This window comes from Ruegeria sp. CG3 (genome assembly GCF_056537205.1).
On record NZ_JBQFRC010000003.1, the window covers coordinates 146,225 to 166,808 of the forward strand.

Consider the following 20,584-nt stretch of genomic DNA (forward strand, 5'->3'; position numbering starts at 1 on the left):
ATAAACTGACCGTGGTCAATTTTAGGAGAATCCCGATGCACCCCAAGAAAATTCTCATCCTCGACGGTCACCCCGCCGAAAGCAGCCTGTCGCGCACCTTTGCCGACACCTATGCCGAAGCCGCCCGCGCCAAGGGCCATGACGTGAAGACTGTTCACCTCAGCGAGCTGGAGTTCGATTTCGATTTCGGTCAGGGCAACTATCATGATTTCAAACCGCTGGAGCCGGTTCTGGAACAGGTTCTGCAGGACTTCGAATGGAGCGATCATCTGGTTCTGACCACGCCCATGTGGTGGGGCGGCCTGCCCGCCAAGCTCAAGGGGCTGATCGACCGGATGTTCATCCCGGGCCGTACGTTCGACACCCGCAATCCCAACAAACTGGGATTCCCGGCGCCGATGCTCGACGGCCGAACTGCGCGCGTCATCATCACCTCGGACACGCCGGGCTGGTTCATGCGGTTGGTTTACCGCCGGGCGCTGATTCACCAGATGCGCGGTCAGGTTCTGGGATTTGTCGGGTTCAAGCCGACGCGGTTCACCTGGTTTTCCGGTGCCAGCTATCCCAAGCAGGACAGCGTCCAGAAATGGATCGCGCGGGTCACCCGACTGGGCGCAGCGGCAGCGTGATCACCACATCGTCTTTGCGGCGCGCGCGCCCCATTCCCGATCATAGCGTGCGCCGCCTTCCTCGCCCTGCGACACCTCGGCCAGGATCTCGCCCACCGTCGGCAAATCAGCGCTGAGATCGCCGCCGGTCCAGGTTTCGGCCCGCATCAGGGCCCGGGCGCATTGCGTGTAGATTTCCCCGATTTCGATAACGATCACGGTGGCCGGTCGCTTACCCTTTTTCTCGAACCGGGCGCGCAGGTCGGCATCGGACGTCAACTGGGCGGTACCGTTCACCCGCACCACGTTGTTCGAGCCGGGCACCATGAACATCAACGCCACACGCGGATCGCGCACGATGTTGCGCAGGCTGTCCAAGCGGTTGTTGCCGCGCCAGTCGGGCAAGGCAAGGGTGCCGGGGTCCAGCTCCATCACCACCGGGCCGTCATCGCCCCGAGGGCTGCCATCCACCCCTTCGGGCCCTACCGTGGACAGCACGCACAGCCGCGACGCCATGATCCACTTGCGATAGAGCGGCGTCAGCTGCCGCGCGACCTTGCGCAACGAGGCGGCACCGGGGGTGCCGTACAGCGCCTCGAGCGCGGTGATGTCATTGATGAACTGCATCCGGATCGAACCCCACTTCGCGCATCAATTCGTTCGAGCGCGTCTCGATCACCTCTTCCAGCCGGGCCAGGAACGAGTCGCGATCAACGCCCGGTTCGATCGGATCAAGGAATTCGACGATCGCATGGCCGGGTTTGCGCAGAATTCCCGACCGAGGCCAGAAGACACCGACATTGGTGGCCGCCGGCACGCAGGGGAAGCCCAGCCCCTCGTACAGAACGGCGGTGCCGACCTTGTAGGGCTTGTAGACCCCCGGCGCCACGCGGGTGCCCTGCGGATAGATCACCAGTTGCCCGGGCTCGGTAAACTCTTTGGAAACGTCCTTGACCATCTTGGCCACTGCCGCGCCTCGCTTGCCGCGATTGACCGGGATACAGCCCAGACGACGAGCATACATGCCGATGATCGGGGTCCACAGCAGTTCGCGCTTCATGATGAACTTGCCATGGGGGATCGCGTCGAAGATCAGGATGATGTCGAAGAAGGATTGATGCTTGGCGGCGATCACCACTTCACCCGTGGGCACGTTGCCGCGCACCTCGCCGCGAATGCCCACCATCCAGCGCGCCAGCCATATGGTCGTGCGCGCATAGGTCTTGCAGGCGCGCAGGGCCCCGCGCTTGGAGAACAGCGCATAGGGCGCGAAGACCAGGCCCAGAACCGCCATCCATGCGTAGATCGTTACCATGAAGATCAGCGAGCGCACCCATTGGACCGCCATTGCCATCACGAGAGCTCCTTCAATTTGCGACGGGCCGCCGACCATGTCGCGGCAAAGGCCACGGCTGCGCCCAATAAGGGGATTACGGCGGGCAACAACCAGTCGGCGCCCTGGAATCCAAGGCCGGTCAGGAAACCACCCGCATCCGAGGCCTCGGGCAGCAGCAGCACCCCGGTCAGGCCCAGAACCGTCCCCACTACGGCACCGAAAAACGCACGCCAGGTGAACCGACGCACGAAGGCACCGGCGATGAAGCGGTCGCGCGCGCCGACCTGACGCAGCACCTCGATGATCTGGGCGTTGGCCGCAAGCGATGCATTGGCAGCAAGCGTGATCATCGCCGCCGTGGCCCCGCCGATCAGCAGGATCGAGATCCAGCCCAACCGCCGCAGCGAGGTGGCTGCATCGACCAGCGGCTCGCGCCAGCGGGAATGGTCATCCAGAACCGCGCCTGGCACCTCGGCCGCCAGCCGCAGGCGCAGGCCCATCGTGTCCAGCCCCGGCTCGCCCTCGATGATTTCGATGAGCTGAGGCACCGGAAGCGTGTCCAGCGGCAGATCGGGGCCGAACCAGGGGGCCAGCAAGGCGGCCTGTTCTTCGGCGCTGAGCGCGCGGGCCGAGGCCACGCCCGAGGTCTGTTTCAGAACCTCCAGAGCGGCCTCGGACTGCGCGGCACGCTGTTCAGCAGGCGCATTGATCCGCAGAGTGGCCGCTCCGGCCAGCTCCGAGGCCCAGCGATCGGCCAACCGGCCCGAGGCCAGCGACAGCGCAAGCGCGAATACTGTCAGAAAGGCCATCGCACCTGACACGAAAAGGGTCAGGTGCGCCGTAAATCCGGTTGGCGGCACGACGCGGTCAGCCCGGGCGTCCCGGCGCAGCAGGGCACGAATGTCATCGGCAATCATAGATCCGCCCCCGCCAGTTGCAGCCGCCGCTGCGAGATCCGAAGAACCCGGGCCTGCACCTGGCTTTTGGCCGCCCGGATCAAGCTCAGATCATGGGTGGCGATCACCACGGTCTTTCCCATGTGGTTCAGCTCGATCAGCAGACGCAGCAGACGCTGGGACATCTCCCAGTCGACGTTGCCGGTGGGTTCGTCGGCCAACACCACGTCCGGTGACAGGATGACCGCCCGCGCCAGTGCAGCCCGTTGCCGCTCGCCGCCCGAAAGCTCCGGCGGAAGTGCGTCCAGGCGGCCACCAAGACCGACCCAGGACAGGAGTTCGGTCAGATCTTCCTGCTCGGACTCGACAGAGCGTCCCGACACCATCAGTGGCAGGGCGACATTCTCAGCCAGAGTCATGTGGTCCAGAAACCGGCAGTCCTGATGAACGACACCGATGCGGCGGCGCAGCAGGGCCATCTGGTCCCGGTCCAGTCGGGCAATGTCCTGGTCAAAGGCGCTGATCCGCCCCGAACTGGCCAGCAACGCGCCATAGCAGAGTTTCAACAGGGTCGTTTTGCCCGCTCCGGACGGGCCGGTCAGAAAATGGAACGACCCCGGCTGCAACTGGACCGAGACATTGCTCAGCAGTTCACCGCCGCCATAGCTGTAGCTGACATTTTCAAGCTCGATCACGCCTGCCCTCAATATTGCTTGCGCCCTTCTTGCCCGAGCACGACCACGGTTTCAATGCCTGCACCGAGTCCATTTGGCGACACTTGATCCACCGGGCCGAAAACGCGCTTTGCTGTTTCGCCTTAACGGATTATCATTCTTGGAAAAACGACGACAGGCCGCTGGCGGCCGGGGAGGCAGTATGCGACTAACATGCCCGAACTGTAATGCCCAGTACGAGGTTCCGGATGAGGTCATTCCGGAAGAAGGCCGAGACGTGCAATGCTCGAGCTGCGAGCAGACCTGGTTCCAACCCAAACACCCGGAGGCTGAGCCTGTCGCGGCCGAAACCGATGATGGGCCGGCCGAAAGCGCGCCCTCGGATACGTCTGAGCCGCCGGCCGCCGAAGCTGCTGCGCCGGAACCGGAGCAGGCAGAAGACGAACAGGTCGAAGCCGAACAGCCCGATCCCGAACCCACGGACGAAGCCCGGCCAGCCGCTCCGACCGGCAACGTCGATCCGGCCGTTGCGACAATCCTGCGAGAGGAAGCCGCGCGTGAGGCCGAACTGCGCGCCAAGGAAGGGTCCGGCCTGGAAAGCCAGCCGGATCTGGGCCTGGATCAGCAGCCGGAACCGGCCCCCAAGCCCAAACCTCCTGCGGCGACCGAAACCGCCTCGGGAACCGGTCAGAAAGAGGCGCTGCCGGATGTGGACAGCATCAATTCGACTTTGCGCAGCGACGACGCCCCGACCGCGGCAGAGCCCGCCGAAGCCCCGCCGCGGAAATCGGGCGGGTTCCTGCGGGGCTTTGCGCTGATCCTGATCATCGGGGTCATCCTGTTCCTGATCTACGGCAACGCCCGCCAGATCAGCGAGGCAGTTCCCCAGGCCGAGCCTGTGTTGCAGTCGTATGTCTCGATGGTCGATCAGGCCCGGATCTGGCTGGAATCGCAGGCTGGCTCCGCGACCGAGTAACTCTGCCGGTCAGAACCGCTCGAGCAGCCTTTTGAGGTATTCCAGTTCGATTCTGGGCCTGTCGGTTTCGCCCGTGCGGCGACGGATTTCATCCAGCAACTCGCGGGCACGGCGGTACACATCATCCCCCTGCAGCAGGTTCTCCTCGGTCGAGATCGAGCCCGCAGCGCCCGGATTCCGACCCAGCGGATCGCGGTTGTTGGCCTGCATGTCGCCTTCCTGCGTACCCTGACCGGGCTGGTTCTGCTGGTTCTGGGCCATGGCCTCACCAAGCTCGCGCATCCCTTCGCGCAACGCTTCCATTGCTTCGGACTGGCGGTCGATCGCTTCGGCAAGGTCGTCGCTCCGCAGGGCATCTTCGGCCTCATCCATGGCACGACCTGCACGCCCCAGCGACTCGCGTGCGGCGTCGCCTTCGGGTGTTCCGGCGCCCGGCAGGTTCTGCTGCTGGCGATTCAGTTCATCGCGCAGCGCCTGTTGGCGGTCAGCCAGAGTCCCTTGCCCTTGCTGGCCTTCGCCCGCCTGATCCGATCCTTGGCCCTGGCCGCCCTGACCCTCATGGCTCTGGCCGCGCCCCTGACCGCCCGAGCGGCCTTCATTGCCCTGGCTTTCACCGGCCTGCGCGCCGGGATTGAATTGCTCCTGCAAGTCACGGAAGGCCTCGTCGCTCAGGCCCTGCTGCTCACGCAGGGTTTCGGCCAATCCTTCCATGGCCTGCTGGCCTTCGGATTGTTGCCCCTGTCCCTGGCCCTGGGTCACCCGCATGTTTTCCATCATCTGCTGGAACTCCTCCAGCGCCTGCTGGGCCTCGGCCATGCGGCCCTGCTCCATCAGTTCCTGGATCCGGTCCATCATCCGCTGAAGGTCATCCTGCGTCATCTGCATGGATTTACCGAATTGGTTCTGCTGGCCCTGCTGGCCGTCCGGGTTTTCCTGCGCCAGCCGCTGCAGCTGACGAAGATACTCGTCGGTCGCTTCACGCAGTTCCTGCATCAACTCGGCGATCTCCTCATCGCTGGCACCGTTCTGCATCGCTTCGGTCAGACGTTCCTGAGCGCGACGCATCCGCTCCAGCGCATCGGCGAGCGTGCCTTCTTCGATCAGGATGGCCAGATCCCACAAGGCTTGCGCGATCTCGGTCTGCTGTTCGGGGCCCAGGCCGAATTCCGTAAAGGTTTCCAACCGGCGCAGAATGTAGCGCAGTCGCAGATATGCGGTTTCCGAACGGAAGACATCCTCGGGCCGGTGCGAAACAGCCCGCAACAGCTGAGCCACCCTTTTGGCATTGTCGCGCGACCACAGCAGATCGCGGCGCTGTTCGATCACCGCCGCAGCCAGCGGATCAAAGAACCGGCGGGCAGGAAGGTCGGTTCGGTAGACATCCGACTCCGACACCTGATCAGCGGCATCGACGGCCGAAAGGGTAATCTTGACCGGCAGGTGCGCCCAAGGGTGTTCCGAAAAGTCCTCGATCAGATCTTCCGTGAAATCGCTCCGGTCACCAGCGATCGGCATGGGCAGGTCGATGGTGACCGCGTCGCGTGGTTCGGGCGCAACGGCCAGACCATGGCGACGATCCACCGCGGCCAGGTCCAATTCGATCAACGCGGTTCCTGACAGAATGCCATAATCGTCACGTGCCGAGAACGGCAGTTTCATCTGGCCACCAGCCTCGGCGGTGGCGGGTTCAGCCACGGCGATTACCGGTGGCGCGTCCGCAATGACCTCGACACCCCAGTCACGCCCTGCAGGGCCTTCGATCGACAATCGGCCCGAACGCTCGACGACAAACTCCTGATCCGGATCGGTTGCTGTCGTGGTGGAAGCTAAGGAACTGGTTTCGGTCAAACTGTGCGCGCCGACCTCGCCATAGAAGCGCAAAGTGACGCGGCTGCCTTGTGGCACTGTCAGCGTCGGACCGGATTGATCGGCCAGATACAGCGTCGGCAGGCCGGTATAGCGAGGCGGCTCGACCCAGCCTTCCCAGCTGGGGCCCTGGCCGGCCACGGCCGTACCGGGTGTCATCTGCGCGACCGATCCAACTTTCCAGAACGATCCGAACAGCAATCCGACCACCAGCGCCAAAAGCGCCGCATAGCGCAGCGCGTAGGGGTCACGAGCGGCAAGGTTCAGGTCAGGCTTGACCGGTCCTGCCTGCGCGGCGCGGGCGGCCATGCGCGCCTGATGGGCCTGCCACAAAGCGCGCGAATCTTCGTCCATCGCCCCGATGGCCTGATCGTCCAGCAACGCCTGAATGGGACGGCCCGGCAGTGTCTCGTCCAGTCGGACAAGCGCCTGCGTGCGGGTAGGGAACCGAAACCTCCGCGCGCCCCAGACCAATGCAACCGTAAACGCCAGAATGGATGCGGCTCCGATGATCCAGACGGTTTCAACGCCGACGAGGTCGTGGAGGCCCAGCAGCAAGGCCGCCATGATCAGAGCCGCAATCGACAGGAACGGCCAAAAGGCGCGCATCACCTGCTCGGCCAGCATCCCCGTGCGCGTCAGCAACAGGGACAGTCTGGGGATCGGCAGGTTGCGAGTGTCGGTCACGTCAGGCCTCCGGGTCGGGCCCGCGCGGTTATCGCGTCACAGCCACTCAGGTATGGTATCGCGGTTTATGATTTCGTCAAAGGTTGGCCGTTCACGAATAACCGCGAATTGATCGCCATTCACCAGAACCTCGGGGATCAGAGGCCGGGTGTTGTATTCACTGGACATAACCGCGCCATAGGCGCCGGCGCTGCGAAATGCGACCAGATCCCCCGGGTTCAGCGGTGGCATCGCCCTTTGTTTCGCAAAGGTATCCCCGGTCTCGCAAACCGGCCCGACAATGTCATAGGGACGTTGTTCGACCCCCGGGGCGGGCTCGATGACGGGAACGATGTCATGATAGGCGTCGTACATGGCCGGACGGATCAGATCGTTCATCGCCCCGTCGAGGATCAGGAAATCGCGTCCTTCTCCCGACTTCACATAGATCACCTTCGACACCATCAGCCCCGCGTTGCCCGCGATCAGTCGGCCCGGCTCGATCTCGATCTCGCAGCCCAGATGGCCCAGCGCTTCCTTGATCATCGCACCGTATTCGACCGGCAGCGGCGGAGCCTCGTTCGAGCGCGCATAGGGGATGCCCAGCCCACCGCCCAGGTCCAGACGGTGAATGTCGTGGCCCTGTGCGCGCAGCTGTTCGGTCAGCTCGGCGACTTTGGAGTAGGCCAGACGGAACGGCTCCAAATCGGTCAGTTGCGAGCCGATATGCACGTCGATGCCCACCACCTTCAGCCCCGGTAGGCTAGCGGCATGGGCATAGACCTCGGGTGCGCGGGCGATCGGGATGCCGAATTTGTTTTCGGATTTTCCTGTGGCGATTTTGGCGTGGGTCTTGGCGTCAACGTCCGGGTTCACCCGAACAGTGATCGGCGCGATCACGCCCAATTCCTGTGCGACGGCGTTGATCACCTCCATCTCGGGCTCGGATTCGACGTTGAACTGGCGAATCCCGCCGGTCAGTGCGATGCGGATTTCCTCGGCCGTTTTGCCGACACCCGAGAACACGATCTTTTCGCCCGGCACACCCGCTGCCTTGGCCCGCAGATACTCGCCGCCCGAAACCACGTCCATCCCCGCGCCGGCTTGCGCCAGCGTTTTCAGAATGGCCTGGTTGCTGGCGGCCTTCATCGCATAACAGACCACGTGGTCGGTACCTGCCAACGCCTCGTCGAACAGGTTGTAGTGCCGCAGCAGCGTCGCCGTGGAATAGACATAGAACGGCGTGCCGACCGCAGCCGCGATCTCGGCGACCGGGACGTCCTCGGCGCACAAAACGCCATCGCGGTAGAGAAAGTGATCCATATCTGCGCGCTTAGACCAAAACAGGCCTGTGGATCAACGGGATTTGCATCGCGGGCATGCAATCCGGTGCGAACCGCACAGAAGTCGGGCACAACGGCTTATCCGCGCAGGCCGGCCTCAAGCAACGAAAGGGTCGCCTCGCGCCGCGCCTCAAAGTCGCTTTCATCGCCCCCGAAGATCGCCAGATGGATCACCAATCCATCCAGCATCGCCGTCACCGCCTGCGCGGCGGCCTGCGCACTCAGGTCGCTGCGGATTTCCCCCGCGCGGATCAAGGGGGCGAAGTGAGCCGCGTAATGATCGGCAAGCCAGGCGAAGAACCCGCCAATGATCTCGGCCGCGCGCGGGTCCTGAAATCCGGGGCCCAGCACGTCAAAGAACAGCCGCGTCGCCGCCAGACGGTCGGCAGGCATGGACAGACGCAGCCCGGTCATGAACTGGTCCAGCGTCTGCGGGGCCGGTATGTCGCTGATGCGAGCGCGGATATCCTCGAAATACCGCCGCAGCAACGCAAGAAGCAGAGCCTCCTTGCTTTGGAAGTACAGATACAACGTGCCCTTGGCCATGCCGGCCTGATGGGCCACGTCCTGCATCTTGGTCGCGTGATAGCCCTGATCCAGAAAGCATGCCATGGCGGCATTCAATATCCGCCCCTGCATCTCTTCGCGATCGACGATCTTCGGCATCTTGCCCCCCGATTTTCTTCCGGCGCGCCCCTCTTGACTCAGATTGTACGCGGCGTCACGCAAATTCAATCTTTTAATGACTTGACGGTCAGTAACGCCATCTCCATTTATGACCCGCCAGTCATTAAAAGGATTCTGTCATGGTGCATTCGTCACAAATCAACGCCGGCCCAACACGGCCTATGGCGTCCCAACCCACGGCAACAGCCGCCAAACTGATGCTTGTCCTCGTTGCCAGCTTTGTCACGCTGGTCCCCGGCGGACCGATCGAGACCCGGGACTTTTCCGGGCTGGGTGGAGCGGTGTTCTGGGGTTTCAACGCCTTTCTGATCGCGCTTGCCCTGCTGGCCGTGGGGTCGGCGGTGGCCATGCTGCGCGGTTCGGCAACGGCAAGCTGGGGCGCCATCGTGGCGGCCTGGGGATACATCTTCGTGGTCCTGCTGGACCTGGGTCACGTCTTCCCCACATCACCCGACCCAATTCCGCTGATGCTGGGACTGATCGAGATTCTGGATTTCATCCTGGCTTTCTACATCCTGGCCTTGGCTCATCGTGGCCTTGGCCACATCTGAACCCGCCCGGCGCGCACTCGCATAGGGCCCGAAGCCACAGCAAAAGGAAGTGGCTCCGGGTTCCGCCGGAATACCGACAAGGAAAGACAACTCATGCTGTTCAAGGAACGATTCACATTGACCGTCTTGCCGCTGACCCTGGTCACAGCCGCATGCAGCGGCACCGGGGCCCAACACCAACCCGTCCTGTCTGCCGAGCCGGGCCCGGCCTACGCCGCTGATCTGGACCAGTGCCGCGCATTGGCCAAGTCTCAGGACCTGTGGAACCCGGAAACCCGGTCACAGGCCTTGATCGGCGCCGGGGTCGGCGCACTGGCAGGCATTTCGGACGACACGGTTGGAAACACAGAAGGCGCCATAGCCGGCGCAGCTGTGGGATCAGCGGCAGGTGCGGTCGCCGGAGCCGCCGAGATGCGCAACACCCGGCGTGACATTCTGATCGAGTGTCTGCGGCAGCGCGGGCACCCAGTGGCCGGCTGAGCGCATCAACGGCTCATTCAGAAATTCGTCGACACCCCGGCCCGCGCGTATCCGGATACGGACACTCCAGCCCCCGAGCGCGCGGGCTCTTCTACTGGCTGCGAACGCGGCGGATTCGTGGTCTCACACGCCGCCAGTATGGCAAGCGACAGGATAAGGCCGAGTGGTTTCATTTCGCTGCCTTCATTTGTTGGATCACTTGCTAAATGGCGACTGGAACGTCGCTTTCAACCGCAGAGCGTTCAGATCCCCAGAAACACGCTGAGGGGGCCTCGGTGCAGGCCGACGCCCCCGCTCACATATGTGCCACTGGTCGAAACGCCCACATTGGCGTTCAGGGTCGGCTGGACGGGCTCTCCGTCAGCGCCGCAGGCCGCCAAGGTGAAGGCGGCCCCGATCAGGGCAATCACACGCAAGATTGTCATTCCAGCATCTCCTTCCAGCGGGCGATCTGCGCCCGGACCTGGTCCGGGGCCGTACCGCCATAGGACTGGCGCGAGTTTACCGAATTATCCACGCCAAGGACAGAATAGACATCCTGCGTGATGCCCGCGTGGACCGATTGCATGTCCTCGAGCGTCAGATCGGGCAGGTCGCAGCCCTTCTTTTCGGCCATGGCGACCAGCGATCCGGTGACGTGGTGCGCATCACGGAAGGGCAGGCCCAGCACCCGCACCAACCAGTCGGCCAGATCGGTCGCGGTGGAAAAGCCCGAGCCGGCGGCAGCGGCCAGGCTGTCGCGGTTGGCGGTCATGTCCTTGACCATGCCCTCCATCGCGGCCAGCGCCAGCATCCAGTTGTCGGCGGCGTCAAAGACCTGTTCCTTGTCTTCCTGCATGTCCTTGGAATAGGCCAGCGGCAGGCCCTTCATCACCATCATCAGCGCCGTGTTGGCGCCAAAGATCCGACCCACCTTGGCGCGGATCAGCTCGGCGGCGTCGGGGTTCTTTTTCTGCGGCATGATCGACGAGCCGGTCGAGAACCGGTCGGACAGGGTGACGAAGCGGAACTGGGCCGAAGACCAGATCACCAGTTCTTCGGCGAACCGCGACAGATGCACCGCGCAGATCGAGGCCACCGACAAAAATTCCAGCGCGAAATCGCGATCGCTGACCGCATCCAGCGAGTTGGCGGCGGGCCGGTCAAAGCCCAGCGCCTGCGCCGTTATGTGCCGGTCGATCGGGAAGGACGTGCCGGCCAGCGCCGCAGCACCCAGCGGGCATTCGTTCATCCGCGCCCGCGCGTCGCGCACGCGGCTGAGGTCGCGGCCGAACATCTCGACATAGGCCATCATGTGGTGGCCCCAGGTCACCGGCTGCGCGGTCTGCAGGTGGGTGAATCCGGGCATGACCCAATCGGCCCCGGCCTCGGCCTGCGCCAAAAGCGCGCGGATCAGGGCCAGCAACCCGGATTCGGCGGCGTCCAGCTGATCGCGGACCCACAGTTTGAAATCGGTCGCCACCTGGTCATTGCGGCTGCGGCCGGTGTGCAGGCGGCCTGCGGGCTCGCCGATGATCTCTTTCAGCCGCGCCTCGACATTCATGTGGATGTCTTCCAGCGCGGTCGAGAACTGGAACTCACCACGTTCAATCTCTGACAAAACGGTGAGCAGCCCTTCCCGAATGGCCTCGGCATCACTATCACTAATCACGCCCGTGGCGGCCAGCATGGCGGCATGGGCACGCGAGCCCGCGATGTCCTGGGCCGCCATCCGTCGGTCGAACCCGATCGAGGCATTGATCGCCTCCATGATCGCGTCTGGTCCGGCGGCAAAGCGGCCGCCCCACATCTGGTTCGAGGATTGTTCGGTCATGCTGGAAAACCCGGAGTTGATATGCGCCTGTTTCGTCTGATCCCCCTTTATATGGCCCTTGCGCTGGGTGCAAATGCCGCTTTGGCCGCCGACACGCAGGCCCTGGCCGACCTGCGCGACGGCAGCCTGAAACGCCTGATCCTGCATTCCGAGCCGAAACCGGTCTCGGACGCGGAATTCCTGCTGGAAGATGACGGCGGCACCGCCACGCTGGCAGATTATCGCGGCAAATACGTTCTGCTGAACTTTTGGGCCACCTGGTGCGCGCCCTGCCGAAAAGAGATGCCCCAGATCGCCGAGTTGCAGGAGGAATTCGGCGGAGACCAGTTCGAGGTTCTGACGCTGGCCACCGGGCGCAACTCGCCCGCGGGGATCAAGAAGTTCTTTGACGAAAACGGCATCACCAATCTGCCCCGCCACCAGGACCCGAAACAGGCCGTCGCGCGTGAGATGGGCATCGTCGGCCTGCCGATCACCATAATCATCGACCCCGACGGCCAGGAAATCGCGCGGCTGATCGGCGACGCCGAATGGAACTCGGACAGTGCCAAGGCGATCATCGCGGCCCTGCTGAACCCCGAAAGCTGACTACCTGACGGGCCTTTTGTGCTAGACTGGAACCGGCCTGAACAGGGCCGGTTTTTCATTGGCAACAGACAGGAGGCTGAGATGAAACCGGTGGTTTTACTGATCGGCCGGCTGCCCAACGTGATCGGCGACGTGGCGCGGCAACTGGAGCATCTTCCGATCCGGTGGCTGGGCGCGCATGATCCCGACGAGGTGCGGCGGCAACTGGACGCCGAACCGCGCATCGCCTGCGCGATTATGGGCGCGGGCCTCGATGACAAGGTGCGCGGCGAACTGGTGGGCATCATCGCGGCGCGGCGGCCGGATATCTGCATTCACCTCAAGGATCGCGCCTCGGGACCCGAAGGGCTGGTGCCCTTCGTCGAGCGCGTTGTCCGGCACGAAGTGCTTGAGCCGCACAACACCCCCTGACGCAACGCCACCTTTGACAGGGCCTGACCCCGCTTGCACTCTGTCCGCGGGAGGACATCATGCCGCTGGAAATCCTGCTGGTTCTGGTGGTCGGTGGCATTGCCGGCATCACCGCACTGCTGCATCTGACGGGCAAATCGCGCCAGCGCGTGCTGAGCGCCGATGTCGCGCGCGCCGAATGGCTGCGCCATTTCCCCGACGACACCATCATCGACGTCACCCTGGCCCATGACGGACACGCCGCATTGCTGCGCACCGAGACCGGGCCGGGCCTGTTGTGGTCCTTTGGCGCCGATACAGTGGCCCGCCACCTGCGCGATTTCGACTGGATCGACCACCCCGAGGGCATCGAGGTCCAGTTCCACGACTTCGCCACCCCCGGCGTCACCGTCCGCCTTGATGAAACCGAGCGCCGCCACTGGCGCCACCTGCTGGAGCCCGCATGACCGACCAGATCAGCTTTCCCGATGTCGTCCAATGGGCCGTGCCGTTCTTTATCGCCGCAATCCTGGCCGAATTTCTGTGGATCGCCATGAAGGGCCGTGGCGGGCGGTATGAAACCCGCGACGCCGTGACCTCGCTGATCATGGGAGCGGGCAACATCGCGTCCGGATTCCTGCTGGGCTTCATCGCCTATGGGTTCTTCATGTGGCTGTGGAAGATTACGCCATTGGATCTGGGCACATCGATCCCGGTGATCATCCTGTGCTTTGTGCTGGATGACCTGCGATACTACTGGGTGCACCGGTTCGGGCACCGCATCCGCTGGGTCTGGGCCAGCCATGTAAACCACCACAGCTCGCAGCACTACAACCTGACGACCGCCCTGCGGCAGACCTGGACCTATACCTTCACCTTCATGATGGTCGTGCGCGCGCCGCTGATCCTGCTGGGGTTCCACCCGGCGATGGTGCTGTTCTGCGGCGGCCTGAACCTGATCTACCAGTTCTGGATCCACACCGAAGCCATCGGCAAGATGCCCCGCTGGTTCGAGGCGGTCATGAACACCCCCAGCCACCACCGTGCCCACCACGGCCGCAACGCGCGCTATCTGGATTGCAACTATGCCGGGGTGTTCATCATCTGGGACAAGCTGTTCGGCACCTTCGTCCCCGAGCAGGAGCACGACCGGGTCGACTATGGCCTGGTGCACAATATCGGCACCTTCAACCCGCTGCGGGTGGCCTTTCACGAATGGGTGGCCATCTGGCGCGACGCGACCCAGCCGGGCCTGACCCTGAAACAGCGGCTGGCCTATTGCTTTGCCCCGCCGGGCTACAGCCATGACGGCAGCCGCGACAGCTCCGAGCAGATCAAGTCCAAGCACCTGGCCCGCCATCCCGAAGATCTCGGAACGCCCGGTTTCGAGCAATTCGACGAAAACCTGCCCAACCAACAGGCAAAACAGGCCTGAGACTGGCGGCGTCTGCCGGGCGGGCGCTTGAATTCCGGCGCGCGTGCTCCATATCCGGAAATGCGACAAGTTTGTTCGGTCGGAGTTCCACCATGTCCCGCGTTACTGCCATATTCACCGCAACCGGTCTGTTGGGCCTGGTAATCGCGATGCTCAGCGCCCTTGGCCAGCAGCCTGCCCCGGCGGTAATGATGCTTGGAGTGGCTATGGTGGGCACAGGCTTCCTGGGCGCCGTGATTGGCGCCGTAGTCGAATTGCGCCACGCAGCCCAGACGACCCGCTGATCCCAGCGACTGATTCCCGGCGCGCATTAACCACAAATTCACCGGTACGACCCGAAACTACGTGCTGACCGGTTTCGGAAACGTGCGGGGATTCGGCGTCGATGCGGAAAAAGGACTTTGCAGATCTTCCAGAAGGTGGGGACAGCCCGTTGAATTCGGCCGTCGCCGCGCGGGACACTTCGACCGTTCAAATGGCGACCGAGGCTGTCAAGCATCAGCAATGCCGCCTGGCGTTCCAGCCCGTCATGCAAGCACGAGACCCGCACGGCGTTGCCTTCTATGAGGCATTCATCCGCGTGCTGGACGAAACCGGCCGTGTGATCCCCGCGCGGGAGTTCATGCCGCAGGTGGAAAACACACCAATCGGCCGGGAATTGGACTGCATAGCATTGGAAAAAGGATTGCGCGCCCTGTCTCGCAATCCGGAAATCCGGCTTTCGGTCAACATGTCCGCACGCTCGATCGGATACGCGCGCTGGTCGCGGATCCTGGACCGGTTTCTCAAGCGGGACAAAACGCTGGGCGAGCGGCTTATCCTCGAAATCTCCGAAAGCTCGGCAATGCAGGTTCCCGAACTGGTGATCGATTTCATGGACCGGCTTCAGGATCGCGGGATCGCTTTTGCGCTGGATGACTTCGGCGCCAGCAACTTCAGCTTCAGGTATTTTCGCGAGTTCTTCTTTGACGCGGCGAAGATCGACGGGCAGTTCGTACGGGGTGTCAGCACCAACCCGGACAATCAGGCGCTGGTGCGCGCGCTGATCGCCGTCGCCCGTGAATTCGAGATTCTGGTCATCGCCGAATCGGTCGAAACGCGTGAAGATGCCGAGTTTCTGGTGGCCAGCGGTGTGGACTGTCTGCAGGGCTACCTATTCGGCGCTCCGACGGTGAAAGCCCCGTGGCAACCGGAAAAAGAAGCCAAAACAGGAAGTTGAACCCAATTCCCTTGGGCGCTATCCAGCCGAGGCTTTCTCATGAGACAAGCTGTCCGTTGCTGCACGTGCAGCATTGCGCTATGGCAGAAAGTGCTGGAGCGGGGGATCACGAGGCGCTCTTGCATCGCCAGAGAGGCTCTGTGCGACCTGCGCCGTCAGATTTCCCACAGGACCTTGACGGTAAAGGATTGACTGTATGACCAACGTAGTAATCGCATCCGCCGCACGCACGGGCGTCGGCAGCTTTGGCGGTTCCTTTGCGAACACCCCCGCACATGATCTGGGCGCTGCCGTCCTCGAAGCCGTCGTGGAACGCGCCGGGATCGACAAGTCCGAGGTGAGCGAAACCATCATGGGTCAGGTTCTGACGGCCGCCCAAGGCCAGAACCCCGCACGCCAGGCGCACATCAACGCCGGCCTGCCGCAGGAAAGCGCGGCCTGGGGCATCAACCAGGTCTGTGGTTCGGGCCTGCGTGCCGTCGCACTGGGCGCTCAGCATATCCAGCTGGGCGATGCCGAGATAGTCTGCGCAGGCGGTCAGGAAAACATGACCCTGTCGCCCCACGCCGCATCTCTGCGCGCGGGCCACAAGATGGGCGACATGAAATACATCGACACCATGATCCGCGACGGCCTGTGGGATGCGTTCAACGGCTACCACATGGGCCAGACCGCCGAGAACGTGGCCGAGAAGTGGCAGATCAGCCGCGATATGCAGGATGAGTTCGCGGTGGCCAGCCAGAACAAGGCTGAGGCCGCGCAGAAGGCCGGCAAGTTCAAGGACGAGATCGTCCCCTTCACCATCAAGACTCGCAAGGGCGACATCGTGATGGATAGTGACGAGTACATCCGTCACGGCGCGACCATGGAGGCGATGGCCAAGCTGCGTCCAGCCTTCACGAAGGATGGCTCGGTGACTGCGGCCAACGCCTCGGGTCTGAATGACGGCGCGGCGGCAACCCTGCTGATGTCAGCCGACAACGCCGAAAAGCGCGGGATCGAACCGCTGGCCCGCATCGCGTCTTATGCGACCGCCGGGCTGGACCCGTCGATCATGGGTGTCGGACCGATCTATGCCTCGCGCAAGGCGCTGGAAAAGGCCGGCTGGTCGGTTGACGATCTGGATCTGGTCGAAGCCAACGAGGCCTTCGCGGCACAGGCTTGCGCCGTGAACAAGGACATGGGTTGGGATCCCTCGATCGTGAACGTGAACGGCGGCGCGATCGCCATCGGCCATCCGATCGGAGCATCCGGCTGCCGGGTTCTGAACACGCTGCTGTTCGAAATGAAGCGCCGGAACGCGAAAAAGGGCCTGGCAACCCTCTGCATCGGAGGCGGCATGGGCGTCGCCCTGTGCGTGGAGCGCGTCTAAGTGCTTTGACAAGTCACGAATAAGGGCGTCCAATGGGCGCCCTTTTTTGTTACACTCCGGGAATATCCCTAGGATGCGACAATATCACCAAACGGAAAGAGCCATCTCGCGACGAAACGATATTGCGCAACTCAATCTCTCAGAGTAACAGAATTACCAACACGATTAAATTTGGAGGAGTCCTAAATGGCACGTACAGCACTCGTAACCGGCGGCACCCGCGGCATCGGCGCAGCAATTTCCAAAGCGCTCAAGGCCGAAGGATACAATGTAGCCGCCTCGTATGCGGGGAATGACGAAGCCGCGGCCAAGTTCACCGAGGAAACCAGCATTGCGACCTATAAATGGAACGTGGCCGACTATGACGAGTCCAAGGCGGGCATCGAAAAGGTCGAAGCCGAGCTCGGCCCGATCGACATCGTTGTCGCCAATGCCGGCATCACCCGCGACGCGCCGTTCCACAAGATGACACCGGAACAATGGCACCAGGTGATCGACACCAACCTGACCGGGGTGTTCAACACGGTACACCCCGTCTGGCCCGGGATGCGCGAGCGCAAGTTCGGTCGGGTGATCGTGATCAGCTCGATCAACGGGCAAAAGGGCCAGTTCGCCCAGGTGAACTATGCTGCCACCAAGGCCGGTGATCTGGGCATCGTCAAATCCCTGGCTCAGGAAGGCGCGCGCGCCGGCATCACCGCAAACGCCATCTGCCCCGGATACATCGCGACCGAGATGGTCATGGCCGTTCCGGAAAAGGTGCGTGAAGCCATCATCGGCCAGATCCCCGCAGGCCGTTTGGGCGAACCCGAGGAAATTGCCCGCTGCGTCGCATTCCTAGCCTCGGAAGAGTCGCAGTTCATCAACGGGTCGACGATTTCGGCCAACGGCGCGCAGTTTTTCGTCTGATCGCGGCTTATATGAAAACGGGCCGACCCAACGGGTCGGCCCGTCTTTGATCCCGTAAGAACGGCGGGAGCCTCATAGCCTTATTTTACAGGGCTTCGAGGCTCTCAGCGCCGGGAAAACGCCGGGTCAAATTTCCCCGACCACATACACCCAGTCGTCGCACACAGATTTGCAGATTTTGCACATCACACTGGCAATCCACTCGTCGGTTTCCGGGTCGAGGGAGATTTGTTCCACCCAGTCCGCAAACAGCCGCTTACGGCTCCTAAGTGTTTGGATGTTGTCTTCCTCGTCGCCAGCCGACCATCGAGCGTGGTCCAGCTGCACAGACAGAGTGTGTTCGTGGTAGCAGAACGTAAGAACCTCGGCCTGTTTGTCGACCGAGAACGAAAATACGAGTTTGTGTGGCATTGTTGGCCCCAAAGATTTGGGTGGCCTGTATGTCCCGCCGAAAAGCGGCCATCTGCTGTATGCCACATCGGTAGCACAGCAAGTGTGGGGGCGTCCAGACACACCTCTCCTGTGCCCTGACTCGCCTTTTTCAAAAAGGTACGAGAGTTGGCCTCGGGCGGAGGCGTCAACTCAAATCGGGGTTAGCGACGATCGTTGCGATCACGCCAGCGTTGGTATTCGACAAGAACGATACCAACCACCAGAGCTATCACAACGTCGATCACAATCGGTTCGATTGGATCCACGCAGAACCTCATTTTGTTATGTTGTGAAAACGCAGGCCCAGAAACGAAAAACGCCCCCAAGAAGGGAGCGAATCAAGCTATCACGGGATCAGTGCGCGTCGCAGACTATACGAATGTTCCCACATTTAGTCAAATCAGTCGCCTGACACCCAACATCGGCCTGCGATTTTACGATATGTGCGCAAAATCAGGAGGTCAAGCTACAGCCCAGAGGCCCTCCGGCCTCGCTCGGGCGGCTAGGGTACAGACCGTCACACCCAACACGTCGAGAGAGGCTGCTCCGGGGCTGTCCGAGGCTGTTATTGGCTGTGGTCGCCACCTGTAGCAATCTCGCCACATCCAAATGGGGTTTGGTGGTCGTGGTCCCAGTCTATAATGTTGATCGTACGCACCAATTGGCGAAGCTCGTGGTCAATGACCTCTATGGCGGTTGCAGAAAAGACAGCCGCTTCTAGCTTCTCAGGGTCAAGGTTAGTCACATCCAAAGTGATTTCAACCGTCTCGCCGGGTTCGATACCGCCACTAATCGGAACAAATGCGTTGTCGGTTTCCCAAGGAACAGTCCGGTTCGGGTCCGCAATTGTGTACTCTACACCCACACCAGCAATCGCATAGTCGAGGTTGTTCGTAACATCGGCCATAAGAAAACTCGAAGTTCTAACGCGGCCTTCGTAGATCTCGACCCGGACACTAACCTCTATATGTTCGGCAACACATGCAAGCAGCGCAGCCTGTTGTTCGTCGGTCGGCTCGTCGTGAGCTAGCGCGGAAGTGGCGGCAATTGCAAAAGCGGTGGCAGCGAAAATCGTTCTCATGTCGGTATCTCCGGTGTTTCCTTTGTGGGGGCCTTGGGCCCCTCAGTTGGTTATTCGACTGGGAAAGGTGCTTCCCAGTCCGGCAGGCCGTTCACGCGGAACGATTCAACACAAAGTTCGTTGGTGTATGCCTCCTTAAAGCTCAGCTTCTGGCAGGCCTGGTAAACTCGGGCGGCAAGCTCCTGCTTCTCGGCTAGGAAATTCATATTGATGTGGCGTTCCAGGGTTTCGGCAGCGATGCGTTCTGCCTTCGCTTCGGCCGCAGCTTCAGACTCATCCGGCGTCACATACTTCTGTTGCTCGTGGTCCCAGATGTAGTCTGGGTTCTTCACCCGACGCATACACTCCAAGGCTGGGCCTTCCAGCACATCACGCATGTTGTCCAAACCGACCTCGCGGCGCGCAACACCGTATGCCATGTTGATGCGATAGTAGTCATGCTCGTCGGCCTCAGCCTTCGATAAACATTTCTCCGCCACTATCTTCAATTCGGAACGATAGTCATCGGCGTCCTTCGCAACTGCGATGTTGGCCGTAATGAGCGAAGCAGCGGCAACTACAATGGCGATAGGGGTCTGTATATTCATATCTATGTCTCCTGTGTTTCCCTTTGTGGGGGCCGAAGCCCCCTCCGTCAATTGAGCGGCGACCACACGAGGAAATCGCCATTGCCCAGGTCGTCCACACGGAGCGACGTCGAAGCTGTCGGGTTCTCCATCAGCTGGTTCCATAGCGGCAGTTTTGGTGCCTTCACACGCATGGAACCACCCACGACGGGCAGCGACACAAAGACCGCACCCTTCCGCGTGTAGAGGTAGTCGGCCACCTGCTTCTGGGTCTCGAAAACCTGCTCGTCGTCGGCTTCGACGACCGGGGCCTCAGGTGCGTTGTCGATCAGCCACTGGGCACCGTCCTCAGATACACACTGCAGCACGTCGCCCTCACCGTTGTCGTTGTCCGTGTAGACCAGCCCCTTCTTCGCCAGAGAGCCGAGGATACCCTTCACGGAACGCACGGACTTCCCGGTCTGGTCGGCCAGTTCCTGGGCATCGGTCCAAGTCGACCCGGTATCGCCCAGTGCCGATGCGGCAGATTCAAACGGGCAGATGGCGGTAAGAACGGTCAGTTCGTTGGCAGTCAGTTTCATTTCTGTATCTCCTGTAAACATATTCAAGATACGAGATATGTAGGTACCGAAACTCCCGAAGTAAACCCTCACAGGCTAAATTTCTTCAATGTTTTTCTGCACTTGGACGTAATTT

The 20,584-nt window shown here is 62.1% G+C and carries 25 protein-coding genes; 12 read left to right on the top strand and 13 right to left on the bottom strand.

Annotation, left to right across the window (positions count from 1 at the left end; all coding sequences use genetic code 11):
• Positions 1-35: 35 nt before the first annotated feature.
• Positions 36-629, top strand: coding sequence for an NAD(P)H-dependent oxidoreductase (locus tag ACR0NB_RS14005; protein WP_170440281.1), 594 nt, complete (start codon positions 36-38; stop codon positions 627-629).
• On the opposite strand, the gene ACR0NB_RS14010 is transcribed toward ACR0NB_RS14005, so the two are convergent.
• The 4 genes from ACR0NB_RS14010 to ACR0NB_RS14025 are packed head-to-tail and all read right to left on the bottom strand — an operon-like array spanning position 630 to position 3,535.
• Positions 630-1,235, bottom strand: a complete 606-nt coding sequence (locus ACR0NB_RS14010) for a pyridoxamine 5'-phosphate oxidase family protein (RefSeq protein ID WP_480775997.1) — start codon at positions 1,233-1,235, stop codon at positions 630-632.
• A complete protein-coding gene (locus tag ACR0NB_RS14015) occupies positions 1,219-1,962 on the bottom strand; it encodes a lysophospholipid acyltransferase family protein (protein WP_480775998.1) in 744 nt (247 codons plus the stop codon). Before ACR0NB_RS14015 ends, ACR0NB_RS14010 begins: the two co-directional genes overlap by 17 nt.
• Entirely contained in the window at positions 1,962-2,861 is a 900-nt protein-coding gene (locus tag ACR0NB_RS14020) for a cell division protein FtsX (RefSeq protein ID WP_480775999.1), read from the bottom strand. The genes ACR0NB_RS14015 and ACR0NB_RS14020 overlap by 1 nt, the downstream gene beginning before the upstream one ends.
• Entirely contained in the window at positions 2,858-3,535 is a 678-nt protein-coding gene (locus ACR0NB_RS14025) for a cell division ATP-binding protein FtsE (RefSeq protein ID WP_170342228.1), read from the bottom strand. Before ACR0NB_RS14025 ends, ACR0NB_RS14020 begins: the two co-directional genes overlap by 4 nt.
• A gap of 181 nt (positions 3,536-3,716) precedes the next feature.
• Here ACR0NB_RS14025 and ACR0NB_RS14030 point away from each other — a divergent pair, with 181 nt between their 5' ends.
• On the top strand, positions 3,717-4,490 hold the full coding sequence (locus ACR0NB_RS14030; protein ID WP_170391846.1) for a zinc-ribbon domain-containing protein: 774 nt from the start codon (positions 3,717-3,719) through the stop codon (positions 4,488-4,490).
• A gap of 9 nt (positions 4,491-4,499) precedes the next feature.
• Here the strand turns inward: ACR0NB_RS14030 and ACR0NB_RS14035 are convergent, their stop codons facing one another.
• From ACR0NB_RS14035 to ACR0NB_RS14045, 3 genes are all read right to left on the bottom strand, one after another.
• Positions 4,500-7,043 (bottom strand): TIGR02302 family protein, encoded by a 2,544-nt coding sequence (locus ACR0NB_RS14035; protein WP_480776000.1) that lies wholly within the window; start codon positions 7,041-7,043, stop codon positions 4,500-4,502.
• A gap of 36 nt (positions 7,044-7,079) precedes the next feature.
• Complete coding sequence (lysA, locus tag ACR0NB_RS14040) at positions 7,080-8,345, bottom strand: diaminopimelate decarboxylase (RefSeq protein ID WP_480776001.1); 1,266 nt, start codon at positions 8,343-8,345, stop codon at positions 7,080-7,082.
• A 98-nt stretch (positions 8,346-8,443) separates the two neighbouring features.
• Complete coding sequence (locus ACR0NB_RS14045; protein WP_170583245.1) at positions 8,444-9,031, bottom strand: TetR/AcrR family transcriptional regulator; 588 nt, start codon at positions 9,029-9,031, stop codon at positions 8,444-8,446.
• 182 nt (positions 9,032-9,213) lie between these two features.
• On the opposite strand from ACR0NB_RS14045, the gene ACR0NB_RS14050 reads away from it, so the two are divergent.
• Positions 9,214-9,603: a DUF8051 family protein gene (locus ACR0NB_RS14050; protein WP_480776002.1), complete on the top strand. Its 390-nt coding sequence runs from the start codon at positions 9,214-9,216 to the stop codon at positions 9,601-9,603.
• Between the two features lie 93 nt (positions 9,604-9,696).
• On the top strand, positions 9,697-10,083 hold the full coding sequence (locus ACR0NB_RS14055; RefSeq protein ID WP_480776003.1) for a glycine zipper family protein: 387 nt from the start codon (positions 9,697-9,699) through the stop codon (positions 10,081-10,083).
• A gap of 242 nt (positions 10,084-10,325) precedes the next feature.
• Here ACR0NB_RS14055 and ACR0NB_RS14060 read toward each other — a convergent pair whose 3' ends face one another.
• The gene (locus ACR0NB_RS14060; protein ID WP_170360096.1) at positions 10,326-10,508 is read right to left on the bottom strand and encodes a hypothetical protein; all 183 of its coding nucleotides are present in this window, start codon (positions 10,506-10,508) and stop codon (positions 10,326-10,328) included.
• Positions 10,505-11,896: an argininosuccinate lyase gene (argH, locus tag ACR0NB_RS14065; RefSeq protein ID WP_170583243.1), complete on the bottom strand. Its 1,392-nt coding sequence runs from the start codon at positions 11,894-11,896 to the stop codon at positions 10,505-10,507. The genes ACR0NB_RS14060 and argH overlap by 4 nt, the downstream gene beginning before the upstream one ends.
• A gap of 21 nt (positions 11,897-11,917) precedes the next feature.
• Here argH and ACR0NB_RS14070 point away from each other — a divergent pair, with 21 nt between their 5' ends.
• The 8 genes from ACR0NB_RS14070 (at position 11,918) to phbB (ending at position 17,809) form a co-directional block, all read left to right on the top strand.
• Positions 11,918-12,484, top strand: a complete 567-nt coding sequence (locus ACR0NB_RS14070; protein ID WP_170360092.1) for a TlpA disulfide reductase family protein — start codon at positions 11,918-11,920, stop codon at positions 12,482-12,484.
• An 81-nt stretch (positions 12,485-12,565) separates the two neighbouring features.
• Positions 12,566-12,895, top strand: coding sequence for a hypothetical protein (locus ACR0NB_RS14075; RefSeq protein ID WP_170360091.1), 330 nt, complete (start codon positions 12,566-12,568; stop codon positions 12,893-12,895).
• Positions 12,896-12,954: 59 nt separating this feature from the next.
• A complete protein-coding gene (locus ACR0NB_RS14080) occupies positions 12,955-13,341 on the top strand; it encodes a hypothetical protein (RefSeq protein ID WP_170391838.1) in 387 nt (128 codons plus the stop codon).
• Complete coding sequence (locus ACR0NB_RS14085; RefSeq protein ID WP_170445537.1) at positions 13,338-14,309, top strand: sterol desaturase family protein; 972 nt, start codon at positions 13,338-13,340, stop codon at positions 14,307-14,309. Before ACR0NB_RS14080 ends, ACR0NB_RS14085 begins: the two co-directional genes overlap by 4 nt.
• A 92-nt stretch (positions 14,310-14,401) precedes the next feature.
• A complete protein-coding gene (locus ACR0NB_RS14090) occupies positions 14,402-14,593 on the top strand; it encodes a hypothetical protein (RefSeq protein ID WP_093963509.1) in 192 nt (63 codons plus the stop codon).
• 101 nt (positions 14,594-14,694) lie between these two features.
• The gene (locus tag ACR0NB_RS14095) at positions 14,695-15,528 is read left to right on the top strand and encodes an EAL domain-containing protein (RefSeq protein WP_170360083.1); all 834 of its coding nucleotides are present in this window, start codon (positions 14,695-14,697) and stop codon (positions 15,526-15,528) included.
• Positions 15,529-15,724: 196 nt separating this feature from the next.
• A complete protein-coding gene (locus ACR0NB_RS14100) occupies positions 15,725-16,900 on the top strand; it encodes an acetyl-CoA C-acetyltransferase (protein WP_093963511.1) in 1,176 nt (391 codons plus the stop codon).
• Positions 16,901-17,086: 186 nt separating this feature from the next.
• On the top strand, positions 17,087-17,809 hold the full coding sequence (phbB, locus tag ACR0NB_RS14105; RefSeq protein WP_480776004.1) for an acetoacetyl-CoA reductase: 723 nt from the start codon (positions 17,087-17,089) through the stop codon (positions 17,807-17,809).
• Between the two features lie 126 nt (positions 17,810-17,935).
• Here the strand turns inward: phbB and ACR0NB_RS14110 are convergent, their stop codons facing one another.
• The 4 genes from ACR0NB_RS14110 to ACR0NB_RS14125 all read right to left on the bottom strand — a co-directional run bounded on the left by ACR0NB_RS14110 (position 17,936) and on the right by ACR0NB_RS14125 (position 20,469).
• Positions 17,936-18,220 (bottom strand): hypothetical protein, encoded by a 285-nt coding sequence (locus ACR0NB_RS14110; protein ID WP_480776005.1) that lies wholly within the window; start codon positions 18,218-18,220, stop codon positions 17,936-17,938.
• A 586-nt stretch (positions 18,221-18,806) separates the two neighbouring features.
• Positions 18,807-19,322: a hypothetical protein gene (locus ACR0NB_RS14115; protein ID WP_480776006.1), complete on the bottom strand. Its 516-nt coding sequence runs from the start codon at positions 19,320-19,322 to the stop codon at positions 18,807-18,809.
• 50 nt (positions 19,323-19,372) lie between these two features.
• Positions 19,373-19,909 (bottom strand): hypothetical protein, encoded by a 537-nt coding sequence (locus tag ACR0NB_RS14120; protein WP_480776007.1) that lies wholly within the window; start codon positions 19,907-19,909, stop codon positions 19,373-19,375.
• A 47-nt stretch (positions 19,910-19,956) separates the two neighbouring features.
• Positions 19,957-20,469: a hypothetical protein gene (locus tag ACR0NB_RS14125; protein WP_480776008.1), complete on the bottom strand. Its 513-nt coding sequence runs from the start codon at positions 20,467-20,469 to the stop codon at positions 19,957-19,959.
• Between the last annotated feature and the right edge of the window lie 115 nt (positions 20,470-20,584).